The organism is Nitrincola sp. A-D6, from assembly GCF_000764495.1.
In the GTDB taxonomy this organism is placed as follows: Bacteria; Pseudomonadota; Gammaproteobacteria; order Pseudomonadales; family Balneatricaceae; genus Nitrincola.
Genome location: NZ_JRLB01000039.1, coordinates 1 through 21,775, shown reverse-complemented (window position 1 = coordinate 21,775; position 21,775 = coordinate 1). Strand labels below are relative to the sequence as shown.

Genomic DNA, 21,775 nt, shown 5'->3' with positions numbered 1-21,775 from the left:
AAGCGCCTTTAAGATGCCAATACGTGCCACCAAAATCCCCCAACCACAATACCGATCAGGTTGGCACTCAAACCATAAACCTTGGCAACTTCAGCGATTTCTGTCAGTGAAAATCCCAATTCGCGGTAAAACACGCCAGACATACGCCCCAGCAGTGCATCACCCAGTTTAAAAACAAAAATAAAGATCAAAATCAGCAGCCACCCTCTACGCTGGGTAAACTCAGCCAGCGGAGCCACAATGGTCAGGTAGATCCAACTTATAATGCGACGCGGAAACTCTGGCAAAAAGGTCCAGCGCTCCAGCAATGCCAGTGCACGCTGTTCCTCAGCGAGCGTTTCTTCCGGTGGTGTGACTTTGGGTTCCGGCTCATCAGTACCGCCAACATGCCTATCAGCACACCCAAAGACAGCAGCAGATAGGCTGAATTCCAACCAAAGGCCTGTGCCATGTATAAGCCACCCGCACCACCGATCAAGGTGCCACCTAAGTGCCAGCCCCAAATTCCAGCCGCCGAACCACTGCCATATTGACTCAAATCCAGTATTTCGATTCGATAGGCGTCAATGACTATATCCTGCGTTGCTGAAACAAAAGTAACGAACAACACCGCAGCAGCCATTAACCACAGACTTTCAGAAGGGTTAGTAAAGGACAAGAAGGCAATCGCCAGCATCAATAATGACTGCGTCATTAATGCCCAGCCACGTCGACGACCAAAACGGGCCGTAAGGAAAGGTAACTGCAGTCGATCAACTAAGGGGGCCCAAAGAAAGTTGATCGCATAAGGGGTTGCTGCCAGCGCAAACAAGCCGATATCGGTGCGGCTAACGCCTTCATCTCGCAGCCAGATCGACAGATTGGAAAACACCAGTGGAGCGGGTAAACCACTGGAAAATCCCAGTGCCAACAGCGTTAACATGCGCCGGTCACGGTAAGGAGCAAACCATTTTTGCAGCGCGGCGATCAAGATGATTTAGACCCCTGGCCTATCACATCACTCACCTGAGCAATGAAATATACCGGATCGAACCCAGGTGGAAGCTGGTGTTTAAGAAGAGGGACAAACAAAATTCTACGCCCGGCCGAACTCGTCAGAGTCGCCAGAATAAAGCGCCTGATTTCACGAATACGAAAAGTGAGTTCAGAGGTCATGTCTCGTGCTCCTGTTACAACGAAAGCATTGTAACAGAGATTGACCCGTAAACTGGAAGCAATTCGCGCCTCAAACACCTCTCCCGAAGATTGTTACACGACCACCGGGTGAGGTGTTATGCCACAGGTTGTTACTCAGGCTTTTCATTGGCGAGAAAAAACCAGGTGTCCAGAACTGAGTCCGGGTTAAGCGACACACTGGAAATACCCTGATCCATCAGCCAGCGCGCGAGGTCTGGATGATCAGAAGGACCCTGACCACAAATACCAATATACTTATCGGCATCACGGCAGGCCTTGATCGCCATCGCCAGCAGCATTTTCACAGCGTCATTGCGTTCATCAAACAGGTGAGCAATGATTCCCGAGTCACGATCAAGCCCCAGTGTCAGTTGGGTCAAATCATTGGATCCTATGGAGAAACCATCAAAATACTCAAGAAACTGTGCTGCCAAAAGTGCATTGGACGGGATTTCGCACATCATGATCAGGCGTAAGCCATTTTTGCCACGCTGGAGTCCGTTATGTGATAGCAACTCAACAACCTGGCGCGCTTCCCCAACGGTACGCACAAACGGCACCATGATTTCCACGTTAGTCAGCTTCATCTCATCACGCACACGTTTCAACGCACGGCATTCCAGCTCAAAGCAGTCCTGAAACGTTTCCGAGATATAACGCGCGGCTCCACGAAAGCCCAGCATCGGGTTTTCTTCTGCCGGTTCATAGCGATCACCGCCAATCAGGTGGCCATACTCATTAGATTTGAAATCTGACATGCGCACGATCACTTTACGTGGATAAAAAGCAGCCGCCAGAGTCGAAATCCCCTCCACCAGCTTGTCGACATAAAAATCCACAGGAGAAGCATAACCCGCAATACGCCGGTTGATGATCTGCTTGATATCACGGGGTTGCTGATCAAAATTCAACAGTGCTTTAGGGTGTACACCGATCATGCGGTTGATAATGAATTCCAGACGTGCCAGACCGACACCCGCACTCGGCAAGGCCTGAAAGTCAAACGCGCGGTCTGGGTTGCCCACATTCATCATGATTTCGAAGGGCAGTTCCGGCATGGACTCTATGCTGCTGGTCTGGTGTTCAAAAGCCAATTTACCTTCATAGGCCCGGCCCGTATCGCCTTCGGCACAGGATACCGTTACCAGTTGCGCATTACTCAAGCGCTCCGTGGCATCACCACAACCCACTATAGCCGGGATACCCAGCTCACGCGCGATAATGGCAGCGTGACAGGTACGTCCACCACGATTGGTGATGATCGCACCGGCACGTTTCATTACAGGCTCCCAATCCGGGTCCGTCATATCGGTTACCAGCACATCACCGGGTTGGACATCATGCATTTGATCCAGCGAATCTACCACGCGCACCGGACCAGAGCCGATACGGTGCCCTATTGAACGTCCTTCTATAAGCACCTTACCTTTTTCTTTGAGCAGATAACGCTCCATGACCGCGGCCGAATTCTGACTACGCACAGTTTCAGGGCGCGCCTGAACTATGTAGAGTTCACCATCATCACCGTCTTTGGCCCATTCGATATCCATGGGACGACCATAATGCTGCTCAATAGTGACAGCAATCTGTGCCAAGCTTCTACATCAGCATCACTGATACAAAAACGATCTCTGTCTTCACGAGGTACATCGACCGTTTCTACGGCATCAGCGGTACTGCCTTCGCCACCATAAATCATCTTGATCGCTTTAGAACCGAGGTTGCGGCGCAGTATAGCCGGGGCACCCTGGTTAAGGGTGGGCTTGTACACGTAAAATTCATCCGGATTCACGGCACCCTGAACTACGGTTTCTCCCAGCCCGTAAGCCGCTGTAATAAAAACCACTTGTTTGAAGCCAGATTCGGTATCCAGGGAGAACATTACACCTGATGCCCCGGTTTCACTGCGAACCATGCGCTGGATACCAGCAGAAAGCGCTACATCACTATGAATAAAGCCACGATGTACACGATAGGAAATGGCACGATCATTGTATAGTGACGCAAACACCGACTTGATGGCGTGCTTAATATTATCCAGCCCACGAATATTGAGATAGGTTTCCTGCTGCCCCGCAAAAGAAGCATCGGGAAGGTCTTCAGCTGTAGCGGATGAGCGCACAGCTACAGAAATAGCATCATTTCCTGCCATCTCTGCATAAGCCTGACATATGGCCGTATCTAATAATGGCTGGAATTCACCCGCCAGAATCCACTCACGAATCTGCCGACCGGTTTCAGTTAGGGCCCGCGTGTCATTGCTATCCAATTCATTCAGCAATGCGTTGATTTTGTCCGTCAGGTGATTGTGCTGCAAAAAATCACGGTAGGCCTGTGCCGTGGTTGCAAACCCGCCAGGCACTTTGACACCCGCATCACAGAGTTGATGAATCATCTCTCCAAGCGAGGCGTTTTTACCACCAACCTTATCAACATCTCCCATTCCCGCCTGCTCCAGGCGTATGACGTAATCCTGCAAGGTAAACTCTCCTGTTGTTGGTCTGAAAGTCCGCCGTGAGTATTTTTATATCGGCACTAAAATACCGATCATACTTCAGTTAAAATGAAAAATCCTTGTCCGGAAAGTATTGTAATAAAACTACATACCCATACCGGCCGACTTTTTCTTACTGACACATAGGCGCACTATTGATTAAACGTACAGCATTTTTTATTTCCGATGGAACCGGCATCACCGCCGAAACACTGGGCAATAGTTTACTGACTCAATTTGAAGGGATTCAGTTCGATATGATAACACTGCCTTATATCGATACACTGGAAAAAGCCCATGCCGTCGTCGCCAGAGTTAATACGGCTTGCGAACATGATGGTGAGACTGCCATCGTTTTCGATACCATCGTTAATCCGGAGATACGCGAAACTATTGCCGCCTGCCGTGGATTCAAGATCGATGTATTTGAATCCTTTCTCAAGCCGCTGGAACAGGAGTTGCGATTACGTTCATCTTATTCTGTTGGCAAGTCCCACGCAATTAATGAGTCGAGTCGCTACAAGGAGCGTATAGCATCAGTCAACTTTGCGCTGGATAATGATGATGGTGGCCGGGTACAGCAATACAGCAAAGCCGATCTGATACTGGTGGGCGTATCCCGCTGTGGTAAAACACCCACCTGCCTGTATTTGGCACTACAATTCGGCATCCGCGCGGCTAACTATCCAATCACTATCGATGATCTGGAGATGGCAGGACTGCCGGATGTGTTAATGCAACACCGCAACAAACTTTTCGGCCTGACCATCGACCCCTTTCACCTCACAGCTATTCGTCACGAACGTCGCCCGAATAGCCGGTACGCCTCATTGGAGCAGTGTGAATTTGAGGTTCGTGAAGTAGAACGACGCTTCAAACAATTGAATATCAGCGCGATCAATACCACCCACTTTTCCGTGGAAGAGATTGCCACCCGCATTATGGCAGACGCCGGCCTGACCCGGCGAAGCGTCTGAATCCGCGGACTAGTCCATCTCCAGCTTTTTCAAGCGGTATCGTAAAGTGCGAAAAGTAATGCCCAACTTACGGGCTGCCGCCGTTTTGTTATACTCGGTGGCTTCCAGTGCATCTTGTAGTATCTGACGCTCAACCGATTCCAGGTAAGCCTCCAGTCCCATGCTATAGACCTTATGCAAACCGCTTTGATCCGCCACTGACTCCTGACAAGCCGACTGACTGCGGTTGTCGAGCTGGATATCATCCACTTCGACCAAGTCACCTTCGTTAAGTGTGATAGCACGTGCCAGTACATTTTCCAATTCTCGCACGTTACCTGGAAAACGATGCTGGCACAGACGTTCCTGAGCCTCCGCTGATAACCGCGGGGCAGAACGTCCCATTTCTGTAGCCATTTGTTGCAGAAAATGCACAGCCAGATAGGGAATGTCGTCTGCGTGTTCACGCAATGGCGGCACATGCAGTTCAATGACATTGATACGGTAGTAAAGATCTTCGCGGAACTCCCCCTGCTCTACTTTGGCTGCCAGATCTTTATGGGTCGCGCTGACGATGCGAACATCCACAAACTCTTCTTTTTGCGCACCCACTGGCCGGACAGATTTTTCCTGGATAGCCCGCAATAATTTCACCTGCATATCCAACGGTAAGTCAGCAACTTCATCCAGAAAAAGTGTGCCGCCCTCCGCTGCCTGAAACAACCCTTCTTTGTGCTGCATGGCCCCCGTAAAACTGCCTTTTCGGTGGCCAAAAAACTCGCTTTCCATCAGGTCAGCCGGTATAGCGCCACAGTTCACAGCAATGAAAGGCTTGTCACAACGGTGGCTGCGATGATGCAACATCCGCGCGACCAGTTCTTTACCTGTACCTGACTCTCCCGAAATATGTACAGGGGCCAGACTGCGGGCCAGCCGGGCAACCAGAGCACGTATTTTTTCAATTGCTCGCGACTGTCCCATCAGTTCCGGCCCAGGATCGCATTGGGGCAGGATCTGTTCTCTTTTCTCCAACTGCACGGCTGAAGTGACCAGGTTACGCAGAGTCTGCAATTCAACCGGTTTATTTAGAAAATCAAACGCACCAGCTTTAAGTGCCTCAATGGCACTGCTCATATTACCGTGCGCGGTAATCATCGCTACCGGAATATGAGGGTAGTTTTTCTGAATGCGATAGATAAGGTCCATACCATTACCATCGGGCAGGCGCATATCAGTCAGGCAGAGTTGAATACCACCCTGGCCATGCTGATCCAGTAGCTGCATAGCTTCGTCCAGAGTAGCGGCTTCCAGGCAGTCAACCTGCATACGTGCCAGAGTCAATCCGATCAGTTCACGTATATCTGGCTCGTCATCCACCACCAACACCCTGGGTTGAAGTACCTGTGACGGCTTAGACGTACTTACGCTTTTCATCAATCAAGCTCCCTGATAATCGCTTGGGGTCCAAAACTTAATCTAAAACAGGTGTTCTCGTCTTGCTGCCGATGGGCAAGATGGCATTGGTTTGCCTGAGCCAGCTCTCTGGACAAGTAAAGACCCAGCCCGGTGCCCTTATTCGTTGTGGTGAAAAAAGGTTCAAACAAACGCTCTTTTTCATCCTGCTTAACCAGAGGGCCATTATTAATTACTTCAACATAACAGCCACGCTCCAAGTCACCCGCAAGCAATAAGGTAACACGGGGTGAAGCAAGTGACTGGGTAACAAAGCTCAACGCATTCTGACATAAATTACTGAGAATCTGATGCAGGTGCCCTGAGTCAAACTGCACCGTCAGCACACCACTACTTTGATCATCGATCTTCAACACGGAGCAGGCCTCAGGATACACGCAATAAATCTCTTCAACAAAATTCTCTAACCATTTATTTAAATTTATCTTTTCACGAGAAACTCTGTCACGATTACCCAATTGAAGCACATCTTCTACAATACGGTTCACTCTGGAGGTGTTCTCTTGAATAATATCGGTAAGACGCTGATCCTCAACCGGTAATTGATCCGATTCAGCCAACAACTCACCGGCATGGCGTATAGCGCTTAGCGGATTACGAATTTCATGTGCGATACCGGCCGTCAAACGACCCAGTGCCGCCAGGCGCAACTGCTGTGACTGATCGTTAACTGCCGCCGCATCCTCAAGAAAAATAAGCACGTCGGTTTTGGTTTCATCACTGGCACGACCTACTCGGATCATCTGCACCAGCAAACTCGCGGGTAAGGTTTCGATTGAGTGTTTTTCAGTACTCTGCAGCCCCTGATTTCGCCAGAGCAGCAATTGCAGGTTAAGCTCTGTACTGAATTGTTGCAAAGATGTTCCTAACATCTGAGAGGGTGCATCAAGCAACCGCCTGGCGGCCTCATTCACCAAACGCACATGATGCCGCTCATCCACCACCAACACCCCTGTTGCCATCTGACTGATCACCTGTTCAGTCAACTCAGACATATTTGCCAGATCAACTCCTCTGGCATGAGCCAGGTCAGCGCTCTCTCTAGCCTGACGGGCCAGGACTGTAGCCAGTACTGAAGTGACGATCAGTGTCAGTCCCAACAGGCCGGCCATGGAGTAATTGTAAGCACTGGCTGACACATATATCTGAGAATAGAATTGCTCACCCAGCACAGCCAGAGACGCCAGCGCCGCAAAAAACACTGACATGCGACCAGCCAGCAACATACTGGCATTGGCTATGCTGACAACCAATAGCATGCCCACACCACTGACAACACCCCCACTGGCATGCATCATCAGGGTAAACACCAGAATATCGACACAGGTATAAAAATAGACCTGCCAAGTGTAGTCGGGTGTGCGGAGTAATAAAGGATAGATAGCCAGTAACGTCACAACCACATACACTGAAGAGGCAATTAAGAACAGCCGTGGCGCCGAAGCACCCAAAGGCTCAGGCAGGTAGCCCGTGGTTATCAGCAGCATCAGCAACAATGCCAGAACAATACGGTAGACCGTCAGCAAACGCGTGATGCGCCATGCCTTTTGACTTACTTGCATAAACTGCTTATCCCGTTGAGGTCGCACCTGAATCCTTGCGCCGGATCAAATAAAGCCAGATTGAAGGCATCATAAGCGCCCAGGTCATTGATAACCGTGATTAACTGTGATTTGATTGCTATGCTGTAATAATGTAAACAAACAACTAGATTAGCTCGGGAGTTACTGTGGCACAAGGGGCTCAACCACTTAGCGGTCTTGCCAGACGCCTCGTTATGGATGGTGTTTTTTCATCCGATGTTGCAACCGATGCAATCAACAAATCACGTGATGCCAAGCAACCCTTCGTCAGCTATATTATTAAACAGCGTTTGGTGAGTGCACATAGAGCCGCCTCTGCCGCCGCTGAAGAGTTCGGCTTGCCATTACTCGACCTGGACGCGATACCAGGCGACTCTCTCCCCAAAGAAATTGTGTCTGATGCGCTGATCACCAAGCACCATATTCTGCCCTTGATGAAACGCGACAACCGTCTGTTTGTAGCGGTAGCTGATCCCACTAATATGCAGGGCATCGATGAAATCAAATTCCAGACTGGCATCATTACCGAAGTTGTCATCGTAGAAGAGGATAAACTTTCAGCCGCACTGGACATCTACCTGGATCAGCAGCAAAGCTCCGCTCTGGGTGACCTTGATGACGCCGATCTGGATAATCTTGATATTGATGACGGCAGCCAGAAAAAAGACGAGGAACAGTCGGCTGAAGATGCCGCCAGCGAAGCCCCTATTGTACGTTTCATTAACAAAGTGCTTATGGACGCAATCAAGTCCGGGGCCTCAGATATTCACTTTGAACCCTACGAAAAAAGCTACCGAGTACGTTGCCGCATTGATGGCATACTGCAAGAGGTGCATCGTCCACCGATGAACCTGGCCACTCGCTTGGCAGCCCGGCTCAAAGTCATGTCACAAATGGATATTTCAGAAAAACGCGTGCCACAAGATGGACGCATAAAAATGAAAATATCCAAAAGCCGCGCTATTGATTTTCGTGTTAACTCACTACCAACGCTCTGGGGTGAGAAAATTGTATTACGTATACTCGATCCGACCAGCGCTCAGATAGGCGTGGAAGCACTCGGTTTTGAACCGGACCAGAAAAAAATCTACCTTACTACCCTTGAGCAGCCTCAGGGGATGATTCTGGTAACAGGACCAACGGGGTCAGGTAAAACCGTTACACTCTATACCGGCCTGAACATTCTCAATACAGCTGAACGCAACATCTCTACCGCTGAAGACCCGGTAGAAATCAATATGGACGGCATCAACCAGGTCCACGTAAACATAAAGGTAGGCCTGACCTTTGCCGAAGCGCTACGCTCCTTTCTACGTCAGGACCCGGATGTGGTCATGGTGGGTGAGATACGTGATCTGGAAACAGCTGAAATCGCCATCAAGGCCGCACAAACCGGTCATATGGTGCTATCGACCCTGCATACCAATAGTGCGCCAGAGACTCTGACTCGTTTGAGAAACATGGGTGTTCCTGCGTTTAACGTCGCCACCTCTGTCAGTCTGATTATTGCACAGCGCTTAGGCCGTCGGTTATGTGAATCCTGTAAGCGCCCGATTGATCTGCCAGAAGCAACCCTACTCGAAGAGGGATTCAAACCCGACCAGATACCGGATCTGCATCTCTATGAAGCTAACCATGAAGGCTGCTCAAAATGTAATCGTGGCTATAAAGGGCGCGTCGGTATTTATGAAATGCTTGCTATGACACAGGAAATCGCCGAGTGTATTATGGAAAGCGGTAACTCACTGGACATTTTACGCGTGGCACGCAAACAAGGTTTCAAAACTCTACGGGAATCCGGACTACTCAAAGTGGCCAATGGCCTGACCAGTCTTGAAGAAATGAATCGCGTTATTAAAACCTGATAAGGGAAATAACTCAGATGGCTACAGCAGCAAAAAAGGAAAAGAAAAAAGCCACATTTCAGTGGGAAGGCAAGGATCGCAGTGGTAATCGCAGCAAGGGCAAAATTGATGCCGAAAATGTGGCGATTGCAAAATCAATGTTGCGTAAGCAGGGCATAAACCCCAATAAGGTATCCAAACAAAGCAGCCTGTCGCTGTTAGGCAGCAAAAACAAGCCGATCAAACCGCTTGATATCGCTTTCTTCACACGCCAGATGGCTACGATGATGAAATCGGGTGTACCCTTATTGCAAGGCCTTGAAATTGTTGCTAATGGCACCGAAAAGGTGAAATTGAAAGAACTGACTTATGACATACGCAATGAAGTTAATGGCGGTAGTGACTTCTCTACGGCCCTAAGTCGCCATCCAAAACACTTTGATGAACTAACCTGCTCACTGGTGAGAGCTGGCGAACAATCCGGTGCATTGGAAACCATGCTCGATCGTATCGCCACCTACAAGGAAAAAATTGAATCCCTGAAGGCAAAAATCAAGAAAGCCATGACCTACCCGGCTGCTGTGGTTGCCGTCGGTATTATTGTATCGGCCATTCTACTGGTTAAAGTAGTGCCTCAGTTCCAGGATATTTTTCGCAGCTTTGGTGCCGACCTGCCCGCCTTCACTCTGTTTGTCATAGGCTTGTCAGACATAGCCCAGCAATACTGGTTTTTCGCACTTATCGGCTTTGTCATTCTCGGCTTTGGTTTTACCAAGCTCATGGAGAAATCACAAAAATTTCATGATGCTGTAGACCGTTTTGTACTCAAAATTCCAGTACTGGGGGCCGTCTTGTACAAAGCGGCTATTGCCCGTTTTGCGCGGACCCTATCCACTACCTTTGCCGCGGGTGTACCACTGGTTTCAGCATTGGATTCCGCCTCAGGCGCTGCTGGCAATGTAGTATTCAGAAATGCCATCATTCAGATACGTAACGGTGTATCTACCGGCCAGTCATTGCAGAATGCCACCAATATGACGGGTATTTTTCCTGCCATGGTGACACAAATGATCGCTATCGGTGAAGAAGCCGGTTCACTCGACACTATGCTGGACAAAATTGCCTCTTTTTACGAGGAAGAAGTCGATAATGCCGTCGATAACTTGTCCAGTCTGCTTGAGCCATTGATCATGGTCGTACTTGGTACCCTGGTTGGCGGCCTGGTTATCGCCATGTACCTGCCAATCTTCCAGTTGGGTAATGTTGTCTAAGGAAACTCCTGATAATGTATGAACTTTTCGCGGCCCACACCTGGTGGGCCGTTTTCTTCGCGCTGCTACTGGCCTTACTGGTAGGTAGCTTTCTCAATGTGGTTATCTTACGCTTACCGGTCATGATGGAACGTGAATGGCAAGCGGCTATAGCTGCGGAATCAGCTCCGAATGAGGCTCAGGATACCTTTAATCTGGCCGTTCCACGTTCACGCTGCAACCATTGTGGTCACTTGATTCGCTGGTATGAAAATATCCCGGTGTTCAGTTGGCTGGTATTACGCGGTAAATGCAGCTCCTGCAGCAGTGCAATAAGCCTCGCTACCCCTTAATTGAACTCTTCAGTGGTCTGTTGTGTGCCTTTATTGCCTGGCAGTACGGCATAACACTGACTGGGCTGGCGTTGATGCTGCTGACCTGGGCACTGATCGCTCTTACCTTTATTGATATAGATCACCAACTTTTACCAGACAGTATCACCCTGCCCCTGCTATGGCTGGGATTACTACTGAACAGTTTTGAGGTTTTCACGTCACTCAGTAGCGCCGTCTGGGGAGCTGCGCTTGGCTATCTGGCGCTCTGGTGTGTGTACTGGGCGTTTAAATTACTCACGGGCAAGGAAGGCATGGGCTATGGGGATTTCAAGCTATTGGCCGCACTGGGGGCCTGGGGTGGAGCAATCAGCTTACCGATGATTATTCTGTTCTCATCGGTGGCCGGTGTTATTTTGGCAGGCGCTATGATCCTGCTGCGCAAACACCAGGCCGCCAACCCGCTGCCTTTTGGACCCTATCTGGCAATAGCGGGCTGGTTTGCAATACTCTGGGGTGAACCGGTGATGCGCTGGTATTTAGGGAGTTAGGTGTTCAACCCGGTAGTACTGAGCCTCCGCGAAGCAGATCGATATTCACCCAACTACCCACTTCAAAGCTCTGATGACGTGGCGCGATTACGCAGTATTGAACGCCATCACGTTCCAGCGTATAGAAATAATCATGGCCACGAAACTCCCGGGAGACGACCCGAGCCGACGCATCACAGCGAGGCGCCGGGCTTAAATGCAGATCTTCAGGACGCACCGACATCTGTATCTGCCCCTGCAGGCTTTTTTCAACCTGCAGCTGACCCAGCGGCGTAGTGACAAGACCATCCAGTGCATCCCCATAGAGCAGATTGGTATGCCCCAGAAAACGCGCCACAAACGCATTGGCAGGGTGCTGATAAACCTGTTGGGGCGTATCTGTCTGAACCAGAAATCCTTGATTCATCACCCCAACCTTATCTGCAAACGTCAGCGCTTCGGCCTGATCATGGGTTACCAGTATTACTGTTGTGCCAGCACGTTTAAACAATGCCCGCATTTCGTTACGGGTCGATTCACGCAATGACGCGTCCAGGTTAGAGAAAGGCTCATCCAGCAGCACTAACTCCGGCTCTGCCGCCAGCGTACGGGCCAGAGCCACACGCTGCTGCTGACCACCGGATAACTCATGCGGATAACGTTGACGCAGAGTATCCAAGCGCATTAATTCCAACCAACTGGTCGCTTTATCAGCACGCTCAGCCTTGGGGGTATCACGCATGGCAAACATGACATTCTGCTCAATTGTCATGTGCGGAAACAAGGCATAGTCCTGAAAAACTATGCCTATCTTGCGCTGTTGTGGCGTCAGATGAGTAACATTACGACCCTGCAAGAAAATCTCGCCACTATCCGGTTGCTCAAAACCGGCAATCATCCGCAGCGTGGTAGTTTTGCCACAACCACTGGGGCCCAGCAAGGCCAGTATTTCACCCTTGTGCAAGGTAAAGGACAAATCATTGACCGCAAGAGCATCATCGCTACGGTAACGCTTACTCAGATGCAGTGTCTGAATCTGCACATCACGCTTATCGATCGTTGGGTCTTCAATTTGAATAGCCCCTGTTACCCGCTGCTGACTGTTCATTGACTCCCCTTTATTTTTTCACGATTCAGCACCAAACCTACAGACAGACTGGAAAAAATCACTATCGCCGCTGCAAAAGGCGCGGCTTCAGGCATCATCCCTTCCGAGGTTCGTGAAAACACAGTGACCGCAAGTGTACTATATCCCGTAGGCGCCAGTAGGAAGGTGATTGGCAGCTCTTTCATGCAAAACAGAAAGACCAGTGCCAATGACGCTAAAATACCACGACGCAAACGTGGAAATACGACGTAAAAGAACGTACTGACTGGTCCATAGCCCAGTGAATAGGAGGCTTCTTCGGTATTCGTGCGCGTCTGAATAATAGCACTGCGTATCGGCCCCATTGCCAGTGCCAGCGTTGCTACAGTCCAGGCAAATATTAACAAACCCAGTGTCTGGTAGAAAAAATAAGCCGTTTGCAAGGCGAAAAATACCATCGCCAGCGCCAGCGTCAGGGGTGGTAAGGCGTAACCTATGTAGGTTGATCGCTCAATAGCGCTGGTCCAACGCGATGGATAGCGGACCGACAAATAACAAACGGGTAAAGCCATAACCGCGGCAAGAACAGCGGCAGGTGCTGCTGCACCGGCTGAGCGCAAGAACGTCCAGGGGACCTGAAGAAACACACTGATATCGGGTGGTACTACAATAATCCAATATGACAGCATGGCCACAGGCATACCAATTGACGCACAGAAGACAAAAGCGATGTAGATCCATGCAGGCAATACCAACTTACCCAGGCGTTGCGGTGCGGCAGGACGCGCCACACCGCTACCCACGCTGGTCAGACGCTTGCGCTTAAGCAAATAAGCTTCCATTACCAGAAAACTGGCGGCCAGAGCCAATAACATAATCGAAAGCCACGCCGCATAAATACGATCAAAAGCCCCCGAGTACTGCGTATAAATAGCATAGCTGAACGCTTCATAGCGCATCAGTGCAACTGCTCCGAAATCCCCCAATACATAAAGCCCTACCACCATGTAACCGGCCAGCAAGGCTGGCATCAGATGCGGCAGCATGATCTTGCGAAACACTTCGGTACGTGAATAGCCAAGGCTCTGCGCACTCTCCTCCAGACTACTGTCTAGCCCCAGTAAAGCGGCACGCAGGTTCAGGAAAATATAGGGAAAGGTATAGAGCGCCAACGCCCACACGGCGCCCCAGTAACCAGAGATATTCTGTATCTGTATACCAAATACTTGTGACAACACCCCCAAGTTACCCCCACACCAAGCAAGGCATAAGCCATCACATAGCCCGGCACAGCAAGCGGCACCACAGCCAAAATAGTCAGTAAGCGTTTGGCGCGGATATCGCTACGGGTGACCAGCCAAGCCAGTGGCAAAGCCAAAAAGGTGCAAATAAATAACACGCCGCCGGTTAAGGCCAGGGTATTGAGTAAAAGTTGAAAATTACGCGGGCGAAACACCAGTTCCACCAGTTGATCAGGCTGAGCCTGTCCTGCGCGAAGAAAAAGATAAACCAGAGGAACGACCATACAAACAGACACAACGACTGCCGGTATGAGCAAATACAGCGGGGGACGTTTTACTGTAACCTGTAACGAAATGTGCTTACCAGCCTCTACACTGCTATGACTATGCATTACCAACCACTTCAATAAACCTCTCTGGCATAGAATCTGGTGAAGGGCTGCTTGAAAAAAACATAACCGGTAGTGTCGCCAGGATCACTACCGGTTTGTTATATCAGTTACAGCAACTCTGCGTCACGCAGAAGCTTAAGGGTACCTTCCAGATCAGACAATTGATCCAAGTCAACAACTGGTGCAACATCCAGCAGAGTTTCCAGGCTACCCAGAACCGGATTAGGAATGATGCCATCAACGACCGGGTACTCATTCACAACAGAAGTGAAATACTGTTGTGCAGAGGGTGACAGCATGTACTCGATAAACTCAGCAGCGGCTTCCTTGTTGTCACTGGTTTTAAGCACAGCCACACCTGCTACGTTTACCAGGTTGCCTATGTCATCTTTTTTAAAGTAGGTCTGCTTTACTGGATAATCAGCATTCGCAGCTACAAACCGAGGTAAATAATAATTATTTACCAAGCCAAAGTCTATCTCGCCGTCACCGATTGCCTGAACCTGCGTAGTGTTATTACGATATACTTTAGCATCATTGGCTTTCATACCTTCAAGCCATTCCAGGGTTTTCTCATCGCCGTGCACAACACGCATAGCGGTCAGGAAGGACTGGAAGCTGCCGTTGTTTGGTGCGAAACCAAAGCGGCCTTTATATTCCGGTTTAACTGTATCAAAAACAGAAGTTGGAATCTCATCTTCAGAGACACGTTCAGTTGAATAAGCCACTACACGTGAACGGCCACTTGCCGCTACCCATTGCCCTGTTTTACTGGTGAAGATTTCCGGCAAATTTGCATATACGCTCTCGGGCAGGGTTTCCAGAAGGCCTGCATTAGCCAGAGCGCCCATGGCACCCGCATCCTGACCCCAATACAGGTCTGCCGGGGAGCGCTCACCCTCTTCCTGAATCAGTACGGCCAACTGGGCTGTATCACCGTAACGTACATTAACTTTGACACCGCTTTTCTTTTCGAACTGTTCAATGATGGGCTGCACCAATGACTCACCGCGACCTGAGTAGAGGGTAAGTTCCGTCGCTGCTACGAATGGGGCTGCTGCTAGCGCACCAATGAGTGCCATGCCGGTAAAAAGTTTCTTTTGCATCAGACGACCTATTTTATAATTGCGTTAAGAACATTTAGAGACAGACTCGAGGAATCACTCTAAATACTTAAAGATAATTATTATCACTTCTAATTACATAGTCAACACAAATAAGATTTATTCACATTAAAAATACACTATGAACACTATTCCCTGGATATACTACGCCTATAAGGCAGAGGTCTTTAAACGACCGTTATTATGCTATATTGATCTCGCTACCCCATTGCTTCTTCGGCACTTTTTGGATTCTTTTGTATGCTGCGTAGAATCGTTGATTTTGAACAACAAGCACTGGATCTCAGTCACTATGAGCAACTACCAGATGACTGGTACATTGCCGTTGCCGATGTGGTTGGCAGCACGCAATTAGCCAGTATCGGCCGGGATAAGGATGTCAACTTTATTGCTGGAGCGGCTGTTGCTGTACTCACACCCGCATTAACCTGTAACGATGAACCCGCTGCCATTCAATTTGGCGGAGACGGTGTCTTAGCTGCAGTACCTGGCGATCAGTCCGAACGCGTCAGAACCCTGTTGGCTGCCCTGGCTTATTGGGCCAAGGAGGTATTTTCAATTGAATTACGTATTGGCATGGTGCCCGTAAAATCCTTGAATCAGGCTGGCCTAAAAACCTACGCTTCATTACAAATGGTCAGTGATCAGCATGCTTTTGGCCTGTTCCTGGGTGAGGGTATTCAAGCCGCCGATGACTGGGTTAAACAAGACCACAGTGGCACATAGATCCCGAAAAAGGCGACCTGCCAGGGCTGGAAAATCTATCTTGTCGTTGGCACCCTATTCCATCGAACCGAGGCTGTATTGTATCGATTATTATCGACCCCTTAGCCTCAGGGGAAATGGGCATTAAAGCATTGGACAGTCTATTCCGGGAACTGTATTGCATTATTCCCGGACAAGCGGCCTCTCCTCTTGGCAAACTGGATCAGCTTACCCCTCCTGCCATCCCCTCCTGGCGCTCTATTGCTCGTGAACTCAAAATACCTCACTCAAGTGGTCTCTTTAAACGTCTGGTCAAGGCTTATTTAGGTTCATTTATTCTTTGGCTGGCTTGGCGAGTAGGTGGCAAGCTGGGACGTGTGAACGCCAGACAGTACCTGAGCAGCTTGCAACTTCAGAGCGATTTTCGTAAACATGCTGGTGGACCCCGCATGGTTCTGGACCTGACCCCTGATGAGTTGACAGCAACACTCAAACTGCTGGATGCAGCCGAGGCCCGTGGGGACATCATTTACGGCACAGCCATCAGCGAGGCATCTACACTCACCTGCCTGGTAGGTGATTTTCAGGCCGATGATCATATTCATTTTGTAGATGGGCAAGCGCTGGGCTTTTGGCGCGCGTCAGTGGTGCTAAAGGATAAACGTATCGCCAGAACTGAGAAAATGTAACGTTGAGGGTAGATCCAAATTATTTAGTTCATTGATAATTTCTGCTCTGAACGCTGGTTTCATATGCGTGATCAGCAGATTTTCGGGGGGCTGGTCCAAGCCTTGTAGAAAATGCAGCAAGCGCTTGGGGGTTAAATGTTTGCTATGCCCTGCCACGGTATTGAGGCGATCAGGAAAAGCGCACTCAAGCATCAATATATTAATTAGACCAAGTTGATTGTAGGCCTGAAGCACGTCTTCATCATAGGTCGTATCGCCACTGAAGCAAAACACCTTTCCTTCAGCCGATACCACGCGATAGCCACAGGTTGGCACGACATGCCTGGCCGGTATGGGAAACACAGTTAAATCCCCAGTTTCAACTGGCTGCACCCTAGACAGGGGATGATAACTCAGCGCAGGTTGATATTTGTCAGGTAGCTCACTGAAATCAGGCCAAACTTGCCAATTGAAAATATGCTTGCGTAACACCTCTACTGTTTCCGGTAGTGCCAGCACCTCGATCGGGGATTCCAGTAGTTCAAACAGATTATCAAGTAACAGGGGTAAAAAACAGATATGGTCCAGATGGGCATGCGTCAAAAAAATCTGCTTTATTGCCAACATCTCAGTTTGAGATATTTCCCCAAGCCCACTACCTGCATCTATCAACAGACGCTCATCAATACGGATACATGTAGTGAACTCGCCTTTACCCATGCCGCCACTGCAACCCAGAATTTCGATTTTCATCCTTGAAACTCCTTGTTCAATCCAGGCAGTGCGTTAATATCAATAACGTCAATCTGTTCAGGTTGTAAATGTATTTCGGCATAGCGCAGGTAAACTCGTTCTTCAACGAAGACCGCAAACAGATCCGGGTCCAGGTGGTTATCTTCAACCATACGTCCCATAATCATCAAGGCTTGTGACAATTTCATCGGTTCTTTATACGGGCGTTCTTTCGCTGTCAGGGCTTCAAACACATCAGCTATACCCATTACACGTGCTGGAATTGACATCTCGTCTCGCTTCAATCCCCGTGGATATCCTTTTCCATCCATGCGCTCATGATGGCATCCCGCATATTCCGGCACCTGCTGCAGATGTTTGGGAAAAGGTAACTGCTCCAGCATATCCAGGGTTGCCACCATATGATCGTTCATAATTTGACGCTCACCTTGATTCAAGGTGCCACGCCGAATCGACAGATTCATCTGTTCATCTTCAGTGAGCAAGGGTTGCTCGACACCCTCATGATCTACCCAGGTCAATTTAGCCAGTTGCTGAATGCGCACTACATCATCATCTGTTGTGAACTCCCTGCCCACATTGACGTGGCGGAGAAAAGCAAGATCATCCAGAAGCTGTGCTTTTGTTGCCGCAATATCGTCTGCCACAGCGGCGCTTTGCATTTGCTTGAGTTGTTGTATTTCCAAATCACGCAGCAGTATTTCAATTCGCGCCGCCAGCAACTCAATACGGTCAAATACCGTTTCCAACTTACGCGATTTTTCCATTATATGGTGTGGCGTAACCACCTTACCGCAATCGTGTAACCAGGCGGCGGTTTTCAATTCGTAGAAGTCGGCTTCACTCATCACAAAGTCTTTAACCGCCGGATGATTCGATGCCGAAACCGCTTCAGCCAGAAACAGCGTTGCATCGGGGACACGACGGCAATGATTGCCTGTGTGAGGGGATTTTTTATCGATCGCGGTGGCCAGCACCCGGGTAAAGCTGTCAAACAGGGTTTTCATTTCCTCAATCAAACGCTGATTCGTCAAGGCTACAGCGGCCTGAGACGCCAGAGATTCGGCTAACTCCTGATCAGTTTCTGAAAAGGCTACAACAGCGTTTTTCGTTAGTTTATTAATCAGTTGTAAAGCCGCAAACACTTCGCCTTCATGATTAACCAGGGGGACTGTTAGAAAGGAACGCGAGCGATAGCCACTGTGCTGGTCAAAACTACGGGTGCCACTAAAATCAAAGGCACTGTGATCATAAGCATCAGCAATGCGTATGGTCTGCTTGTGTAGAACCGACCAGGCAACAACCAACTTTTCATTGGCCTGACCCTTATCTAAATACAAAGATATAGGTTTAAACAGCTCGGCGCCTGGCTGCTGATACCCTCCCAGGTAGAGCCCTAACTGATCATTTTGTACAAGTGCAAAATGCAAGCTCTGCGTTTGTGCATCCATCAGATAAAGGGTGCCTGCGTCAGCGCCAGTAAGCTCACGGGCGCTACTGAGGATCAATTCTAATAACTGTAACTTGTCGCGCTCTGCTGATAAGGCTATACCAATCTGATTAAGCCGACGTACTTTTTGTTCCAGTGACTTATCGTGCATTTCACAATCTTTAAAAGTCATACTCTAAGCTCAAACAGGTTGACGGCATAAAACCGCAGGGTACAAAATAGTATGCCATTTCAGTCATCGAAAAGCTGTGTCACCCTGCTACGTTAGCCCATCGTCTAACAATTCAGCGTATAAAAAAACCTGGCGATTCGATACAATAATAGTGTAGTTTTTTTACCAGAATAAAGAATCAACAGCTAATTTAAGCGATTCAGGCGCGTCTGATCAGCGTCTGAGGCGATACATCCATGCAATTTGGGGAATAAAATGACAGAAAAAAGTCCAAAAATTATTTATACGCTCACAGATGAAGCTCCAGCACTTGCGACCTGTTCCCTGCTTCCCATTGTAAGAACCTTTACAGCCGCGGCTGAAATCAGTGTTGAAACCAGCGATATCTCTGTTGCTGCACGCGTACTAGCCGCGTTCCCTGAAAAGCTCACAGAAGAACAGCGCGTTGCAGATACACTATCTGAACTGGGTGAACTAACCAAAGATCCTTCAGCAAACATCATTAAACTGCCTAATATCAGTGCTTCCATTCCGCAGCTTAGAGCCTGTATCAAGGAGCTGCAGTCACAGGGTTATGACGTTCCTAACTTTGTTGATGAACCCAAAACTGACGAAGAAAAGCAGATACGTGATCGCTACAGCAAAATTCTTGGCAGTGCGGTAAACCCGGTACTGCGTCAGGGTAACTCAGACCGCCGCGCTCCACCGGCCGTTAAAGCCTTCGCACGTAAATTTCCACACTCCATGGGTGCCTGGAGCAAAGCATCCCGCTCCCACGCTGACTATATGCGTAGCGGTGATTTCTACTCCAGTGAAAAATCCACCACCATGACAGATGACACCGATGTGCGCATCGAGTTTGTCGGTAAAGATGGAAAAGTACAGGTTAAGAAAGAGCTGCACCTGGAAAAAGGCGAAGTGTTGGACGGCATGTTCATGAGCGCCAAAGCACTGCGTGATTTCTTTGAAGAGACCCTGAATGATTGCAAAGACAGTGGCGTAATGTGGTCACTGCACGTCAAAGCCACCATGATGAAAGTCTCCCACCCGATCGTTTTCGGCCACGCGGTGACTGTGTACTATAAAGAGCTGTTTGATAAACACGGTGAGCTGTTCAAAGAGCTGGGCGTTAACCCCAACAATGGCTTGAACAGCGTTTACGAAAACATCAAAAACCTGCCGCACTCCAAGCAGGAAGAAATCGAAGAAGATATCCACGCCTGTTACGCCAACCGCCCTGAAATGGCGATGGTTGATTCGGTAAAAGGTATCACCAACCTGCATATCCCCAGCGACGTTATCGTTGATGCATCCATGCCTGCGATGATTCGTAACTCTGGCCAGATGTGGGGTCAGGACGGTAAGTCCAAAGATGCCAAAGCCGTTATGCCAGAAAGCACCTATGCGCGCATCTATCAGGAAATGATCAACTTCTGTAAAACTGAAGGCGCATTTGATCCGACCACCATGGGTACCGTACCTAACGTCGGCCTGATGGCGATGAAAGCCGAAGAGTATGGCTCTCATGATAAAACCTTTGAGCTGGAAGCTGATGGTGTCATGCGTATCGTTAATGCTGCCGACGGCAGTGTGATCATGGAGCATGAAGTAGAAAAAGGCGACATCTGGCGCGCTTGCCAGACCAAAGATGCAGCCATCCGCGACTGGGTCAAGCTGGCTGTTACGCGTTCACGCCAGTCAGACACACCAGCCATTTTCTGGCTGGATAAAGAACGTGCCCATGATGCTGAACTGCGTAAAAAAGTAGAACTCTACCTGAAAGACCACGACACTGAAGGTCTGGATATTCGCGTAAACTCCTACATTCCAGCCATCCGTCGTACCATGGAGCGTTTGATCCGGGGTAAGGATACCATATCGGTAACAGGTAACGTGCTGCGCGACTACCTGACTGATTTGTTCCCTATCATGGAACTGGGTACCTCAGCAAAAATGCTGTCTGTCGTGCCAATGCTGGCCGGTGGTGGCATGTACGAAACCGGTGCCGGTGGTTCAGCGCCCAAGCATGTTCAGCAGGTACTGCAGGAAAACCATCTGCGTTGGGATTCCCTGGGTGAGTTCCTGGCCATTGCCGTATCGCTGGATGAACTGGGCATGAAAGAAAACCTGCCCAAGGCCCGTATTCTGGGTCATGCGCTGGATCGTGCTACAGAAACCCTGTTGGAAAACAACAAGTCACCCTCACGCCGTACTGGTGAGCTGGACAACCGTGGCAGCCACTTCTTCCTCGCCATGTACTGGGCACAGGAACTGGCCGCACAGAACGAAGATCCTGAACTGAAAGCACGCTTCGCCTCTCTGGCAACCGCGCTGACTGAGAATCAGGACAAAATTCTGGCTGAGCTGAGCGAAGTTCAGGGTAAACCAGCGGATATCGGCGGTTACTACCACCCAGACGCGCAAAAAGCCGTTGCGGTGATGTGCCCAAGCAAAACGCTCAACGAAATTTTAGCGAAATTCCGTTAAGCCTTTTCGCCCGGGGACCGGGCTCCTACAGAAGGTGCCATACCTTTGTAGGAGCCCG

The 21,775-nt window shown here is 49.4% G+C and carries 19 protein-coding genes and 1 pseudogene; 8 read left to right on the top strand and 12 right to left on the bottom strand.

Annotated elements, in window-relative coordinates; translation table 11 throughout:
* Positions 1–8: 8 nt before the first annotated feature.
* The 4 genes and pseudogenes from LH51_RS21320 to ppsA all read right to left on the bottom strand — a co-directional run bounded on the left by LH51_RS21320 (position 9) and on the right by ppsA (position 3,655).
* Positions 9–287 (bottom strand): hypothetical protein, encoded by a 279-nt coding sequence (locus tag LH51_RS21320; protein ID WP_200881911.1) that lies wholly within the window; start codon positions 285–287, stop codon positions 9–11.
* Complete coding sequence (locus LH51_RS21315; protein WP_200881910.1) at positions 260–970, bottom strand: MFS transporter; 711 nt, start codon at positions 968–970, stop codon at positions 260–262. Before LH51_RS21315 ends, LH51_RS21320 begins: the two co-directional genes overlap by 28 nt.
* The gene (locus tag LH51_RS07765; protein WP_036521249.1) at positions 967–1,155 is read right to left on the bottom strand and encodes a hypothetical protein; all 189 of its coding nucleotides are present in this window, start codon (positions 1,153–1,155) and stop codon (positions 967–969) included. The genes LH51_RS21315 and LH51_RS07765 overlap by 4 nt, the downstream gene beginning before the upstream one ends.
* Positions 1,156–1,286: 131 nt before the next feature.
* A pseudogene (ppsA, locus tag LH51_RS07760) lies at positions 1,287–3,655 on the bottom strand (phosphoenolpyruvate synthase).
* Positions 3,656–3,828: 173 nt separating this feature from the next.
* Between ppsA and ppsR the strand changes: the two are divergent.
* Entirely contained in the window at positions 3,829–4,647 is an 819-nt protein-coding gene (gene ppsR / locus LH51_RS07755) for a posphoenolpyruvate synthetase regulatory kinase/phosphorylase PpsR (protein WP_036521284.1), read from the top strand.
* Positions 4,648–4,656: 9 nt separating this feature from the next.
* On the opposite strand, the gene LH51_RS07750 is transcribed toward ppsR, so the two are convergent.
* Both LH51_RS07750 and LH51_RS07745 read right to left on the bottom strand, forming a co-directional pair.
* Positions 4,657–6,060, bottom strand: a complete 1,404-nt coding sequence (locus tag LH51_RS07750) for a sigma-54-dependent transcriptional regulator (protein ID WP_036521246.1) — start codon at positions 6,058–6,060, stop codon at positions 4,657–4,659.
* Complete coding sequence (locus LH51_RS07745) at positions 6,060–7,661, bottom strand: sensor histidine kinase (protein ID WP_052063575.1); 1,602 nt, start codon at positions 7,659–7,661, stop codon at positions 6,060–6,062. The genes LH51_RS07750 and LH51_RS07745 overlap by 1 nt, the downstream gene beginning before the upstream one ends.
* 167 nt (positions 7,662–7,828) lie before the next feature.
* Between LH51_RS07745 and pilB the strand changes: the two genes are divergently transcribed.
* From pilB to LH51_RS07730, 4 genes are read left to right on the top strand one after another with little or no spacing between them, the layout of a single operon-like run.
* Positions 7,829–9,547: a type IV-A pilus assembly ATPase PilB gene (gene pilB / locus LH51_RS07740; RefSeq protein ID WP_036521243.1), complete on the top strand. Its 1,719-nt coding sequence runs from the start codon at positions 7,829–7,831 to the stop codon at positions 9,545–9,547.
* 17 nt (positions 9,548–9,564) lie between these two features.
* Positions 9,565–10,797, top strand: coding sequence for a type II secretion system F family protein (locus tag LH51_RS07735; RefSeq protein WP_036521241.1), 1,233 nt, complete (start codon positions 9,565–9,567; stop codon positions 10,795–10,797).
* A 14-nt stretch (positions 10,798–10,811) separates the two neighbouring features.
* The gene (locus LH51_RS24700) at positions 10,812–11,129 is read left to right on the top strand and encodes a prepilin peptidase (RefSeq protein ID WP_442934821.1); all 318 of its coding nucleotides are present in this window, start codon (positions 10,812–10,814) and stop codon (positions 11,127–11,129) included.
* Positions 11,087–11,659 carry a prepilin peptidase gene (locus LH51_RS07730; RefSeq protein WP_442934820.1) on the top strand — a complete coding sequence of 191 codons (573 nt, stop codon included), beginning with the start codon at positions 11,087–11,089 and terminating at the stop codon, positions 11,657–11,659. Before LH51_RS24700 ends, LH51_RS07730 begins: the two co-directional genes overlap by 43 nt.
* A 4-nt stretch (positions 11,660–11,663) precedes the next feature.
* Here the strand turns inward: LH51_RS07730 and LH51_RS07725 are convergent, their stop codons facing one another.
* From LH51_RS07725 to LH51_RS07715, 4 genes are all read right to left on the bottom strand, one after another.
* On the bottom strand, positions 11,664–12,746 hold the full coding sequence (locus tag LH51_RS07725; protein WP_081960730.1) for an ABC transporter ATP-binding protein: 1,083 nt from the start codon (positions 12,744–12,746) through the stop codon (positions 11,664–11,666).
* Positions 12,743–13,963, bottom strand: a complete 1,221-nt coding sequence (locus LH51_RS07720) for an ABC transporter permease (protein WP_200881909.1) — start codon at positions 13,961–13,963, stop codon at positions 12,743–12,745. Before LH51_RS07720 ends, LH51_RS07725 begins: the two co-directional genes overlap by 4 nt.
* Positions 13,864–14,358, bottom strand: coding sequence for a hypothetical protein (locus LH51_RS21310; RefSeq protein ID WP_200881908.1), 495 nt, complete (start codon positions 14,356–14,358; stop codon positions 13,864–13,866). The genes LH51_RS07720 and LH51_RS21310 overlap by 100 nt, the downstream gene beginning before the upstream one ends.
* 107 nt (positions 14,359–14,465) lie before the next feature.
* Positions 14,466–15,464: an iron ABC transporter substrate-binding protein gene (locus tag LH51_RS07715; RefSeq protein WP_036521240.1), complete on the bottom strand. Its 999-nt coding sequence runs from the start codon at positions 15,462–15,464 to the stop codon at positions 14,466–14,468.
* A 258-nt stretch (positions 15,465–15,722) separates the two neighbouring features.
* Between LH51_RS07715 and LH51_RS23530 the strand changes: the two genes are divergently transcribed.
* On the top strand, positions 15,723–16,208 hold the full coding sequence (locus LH51_RS23530; RefSeq protein ID WP_036521238.1) for a DUF3095 family protein: 486 nt from the start codon (positions 15,723–15,725) through the stop codon (positions 16,206–16,208).
* Entirely contained in the window at positions 16,205–16,876 is a 672-nt protein-coding gene (locus tag LH51_RS23525) for a DUF3095 family protein (protein WP_081960729.1), read from the top strand. The genes LH51_RS23530 and LH51_RS23525 overlap by 4 nt, the downstream gene beginning before the upstream one ends.
* On the opposite strand, the gene LH51_RS07700 is transcribed toward LH51_RS23525, so the two are convergent.
* Entirely contained in the window at positions 16,838–17,608 is a 771-nt protein-coding gene (locus tag LH51_RS07700) for a 3',5'-cyclic-nucleotide phosphodiesterase (RefSeq protein ID WP_036521232.1), read from the bottom strand. The genes LH51_RS23525 and LH51_RS07700 overlap by 39 nt on opposite strands.
* A complete protein-coding gene (locus LH51_RS07695; protein WP_200881907.1) occupies positions 17,605–19,209 on the bottom strand; it encodes an HD family phosphohydrolase in 1,605 nt (534 codons plus the stop codon). The genes LH51_RS07700 and LH51_RS07695 overlap by 4 nt, the downstream gene beginning before the upstream one ends.
* Positions 19,210–19,485: 276 nt before the next feature.
* On the opposite strand from LH51_RS07695, the gene LH51_RS07690 reads away from it, so the two are divergent.
* Complete coding sequence (locus tag LH51_RS07690) at positions 19,486–21,717, top strand: NADP-dependent isocitrate dehydrogenase (RefSeq protein ID WP_036521227.1); 2,232 nt, start codon at positions 19,486–19,488, stop codon at positions 21,715–21,717.
* Positions 21,718–21,775: the final 58 nt, after the last annotated feature.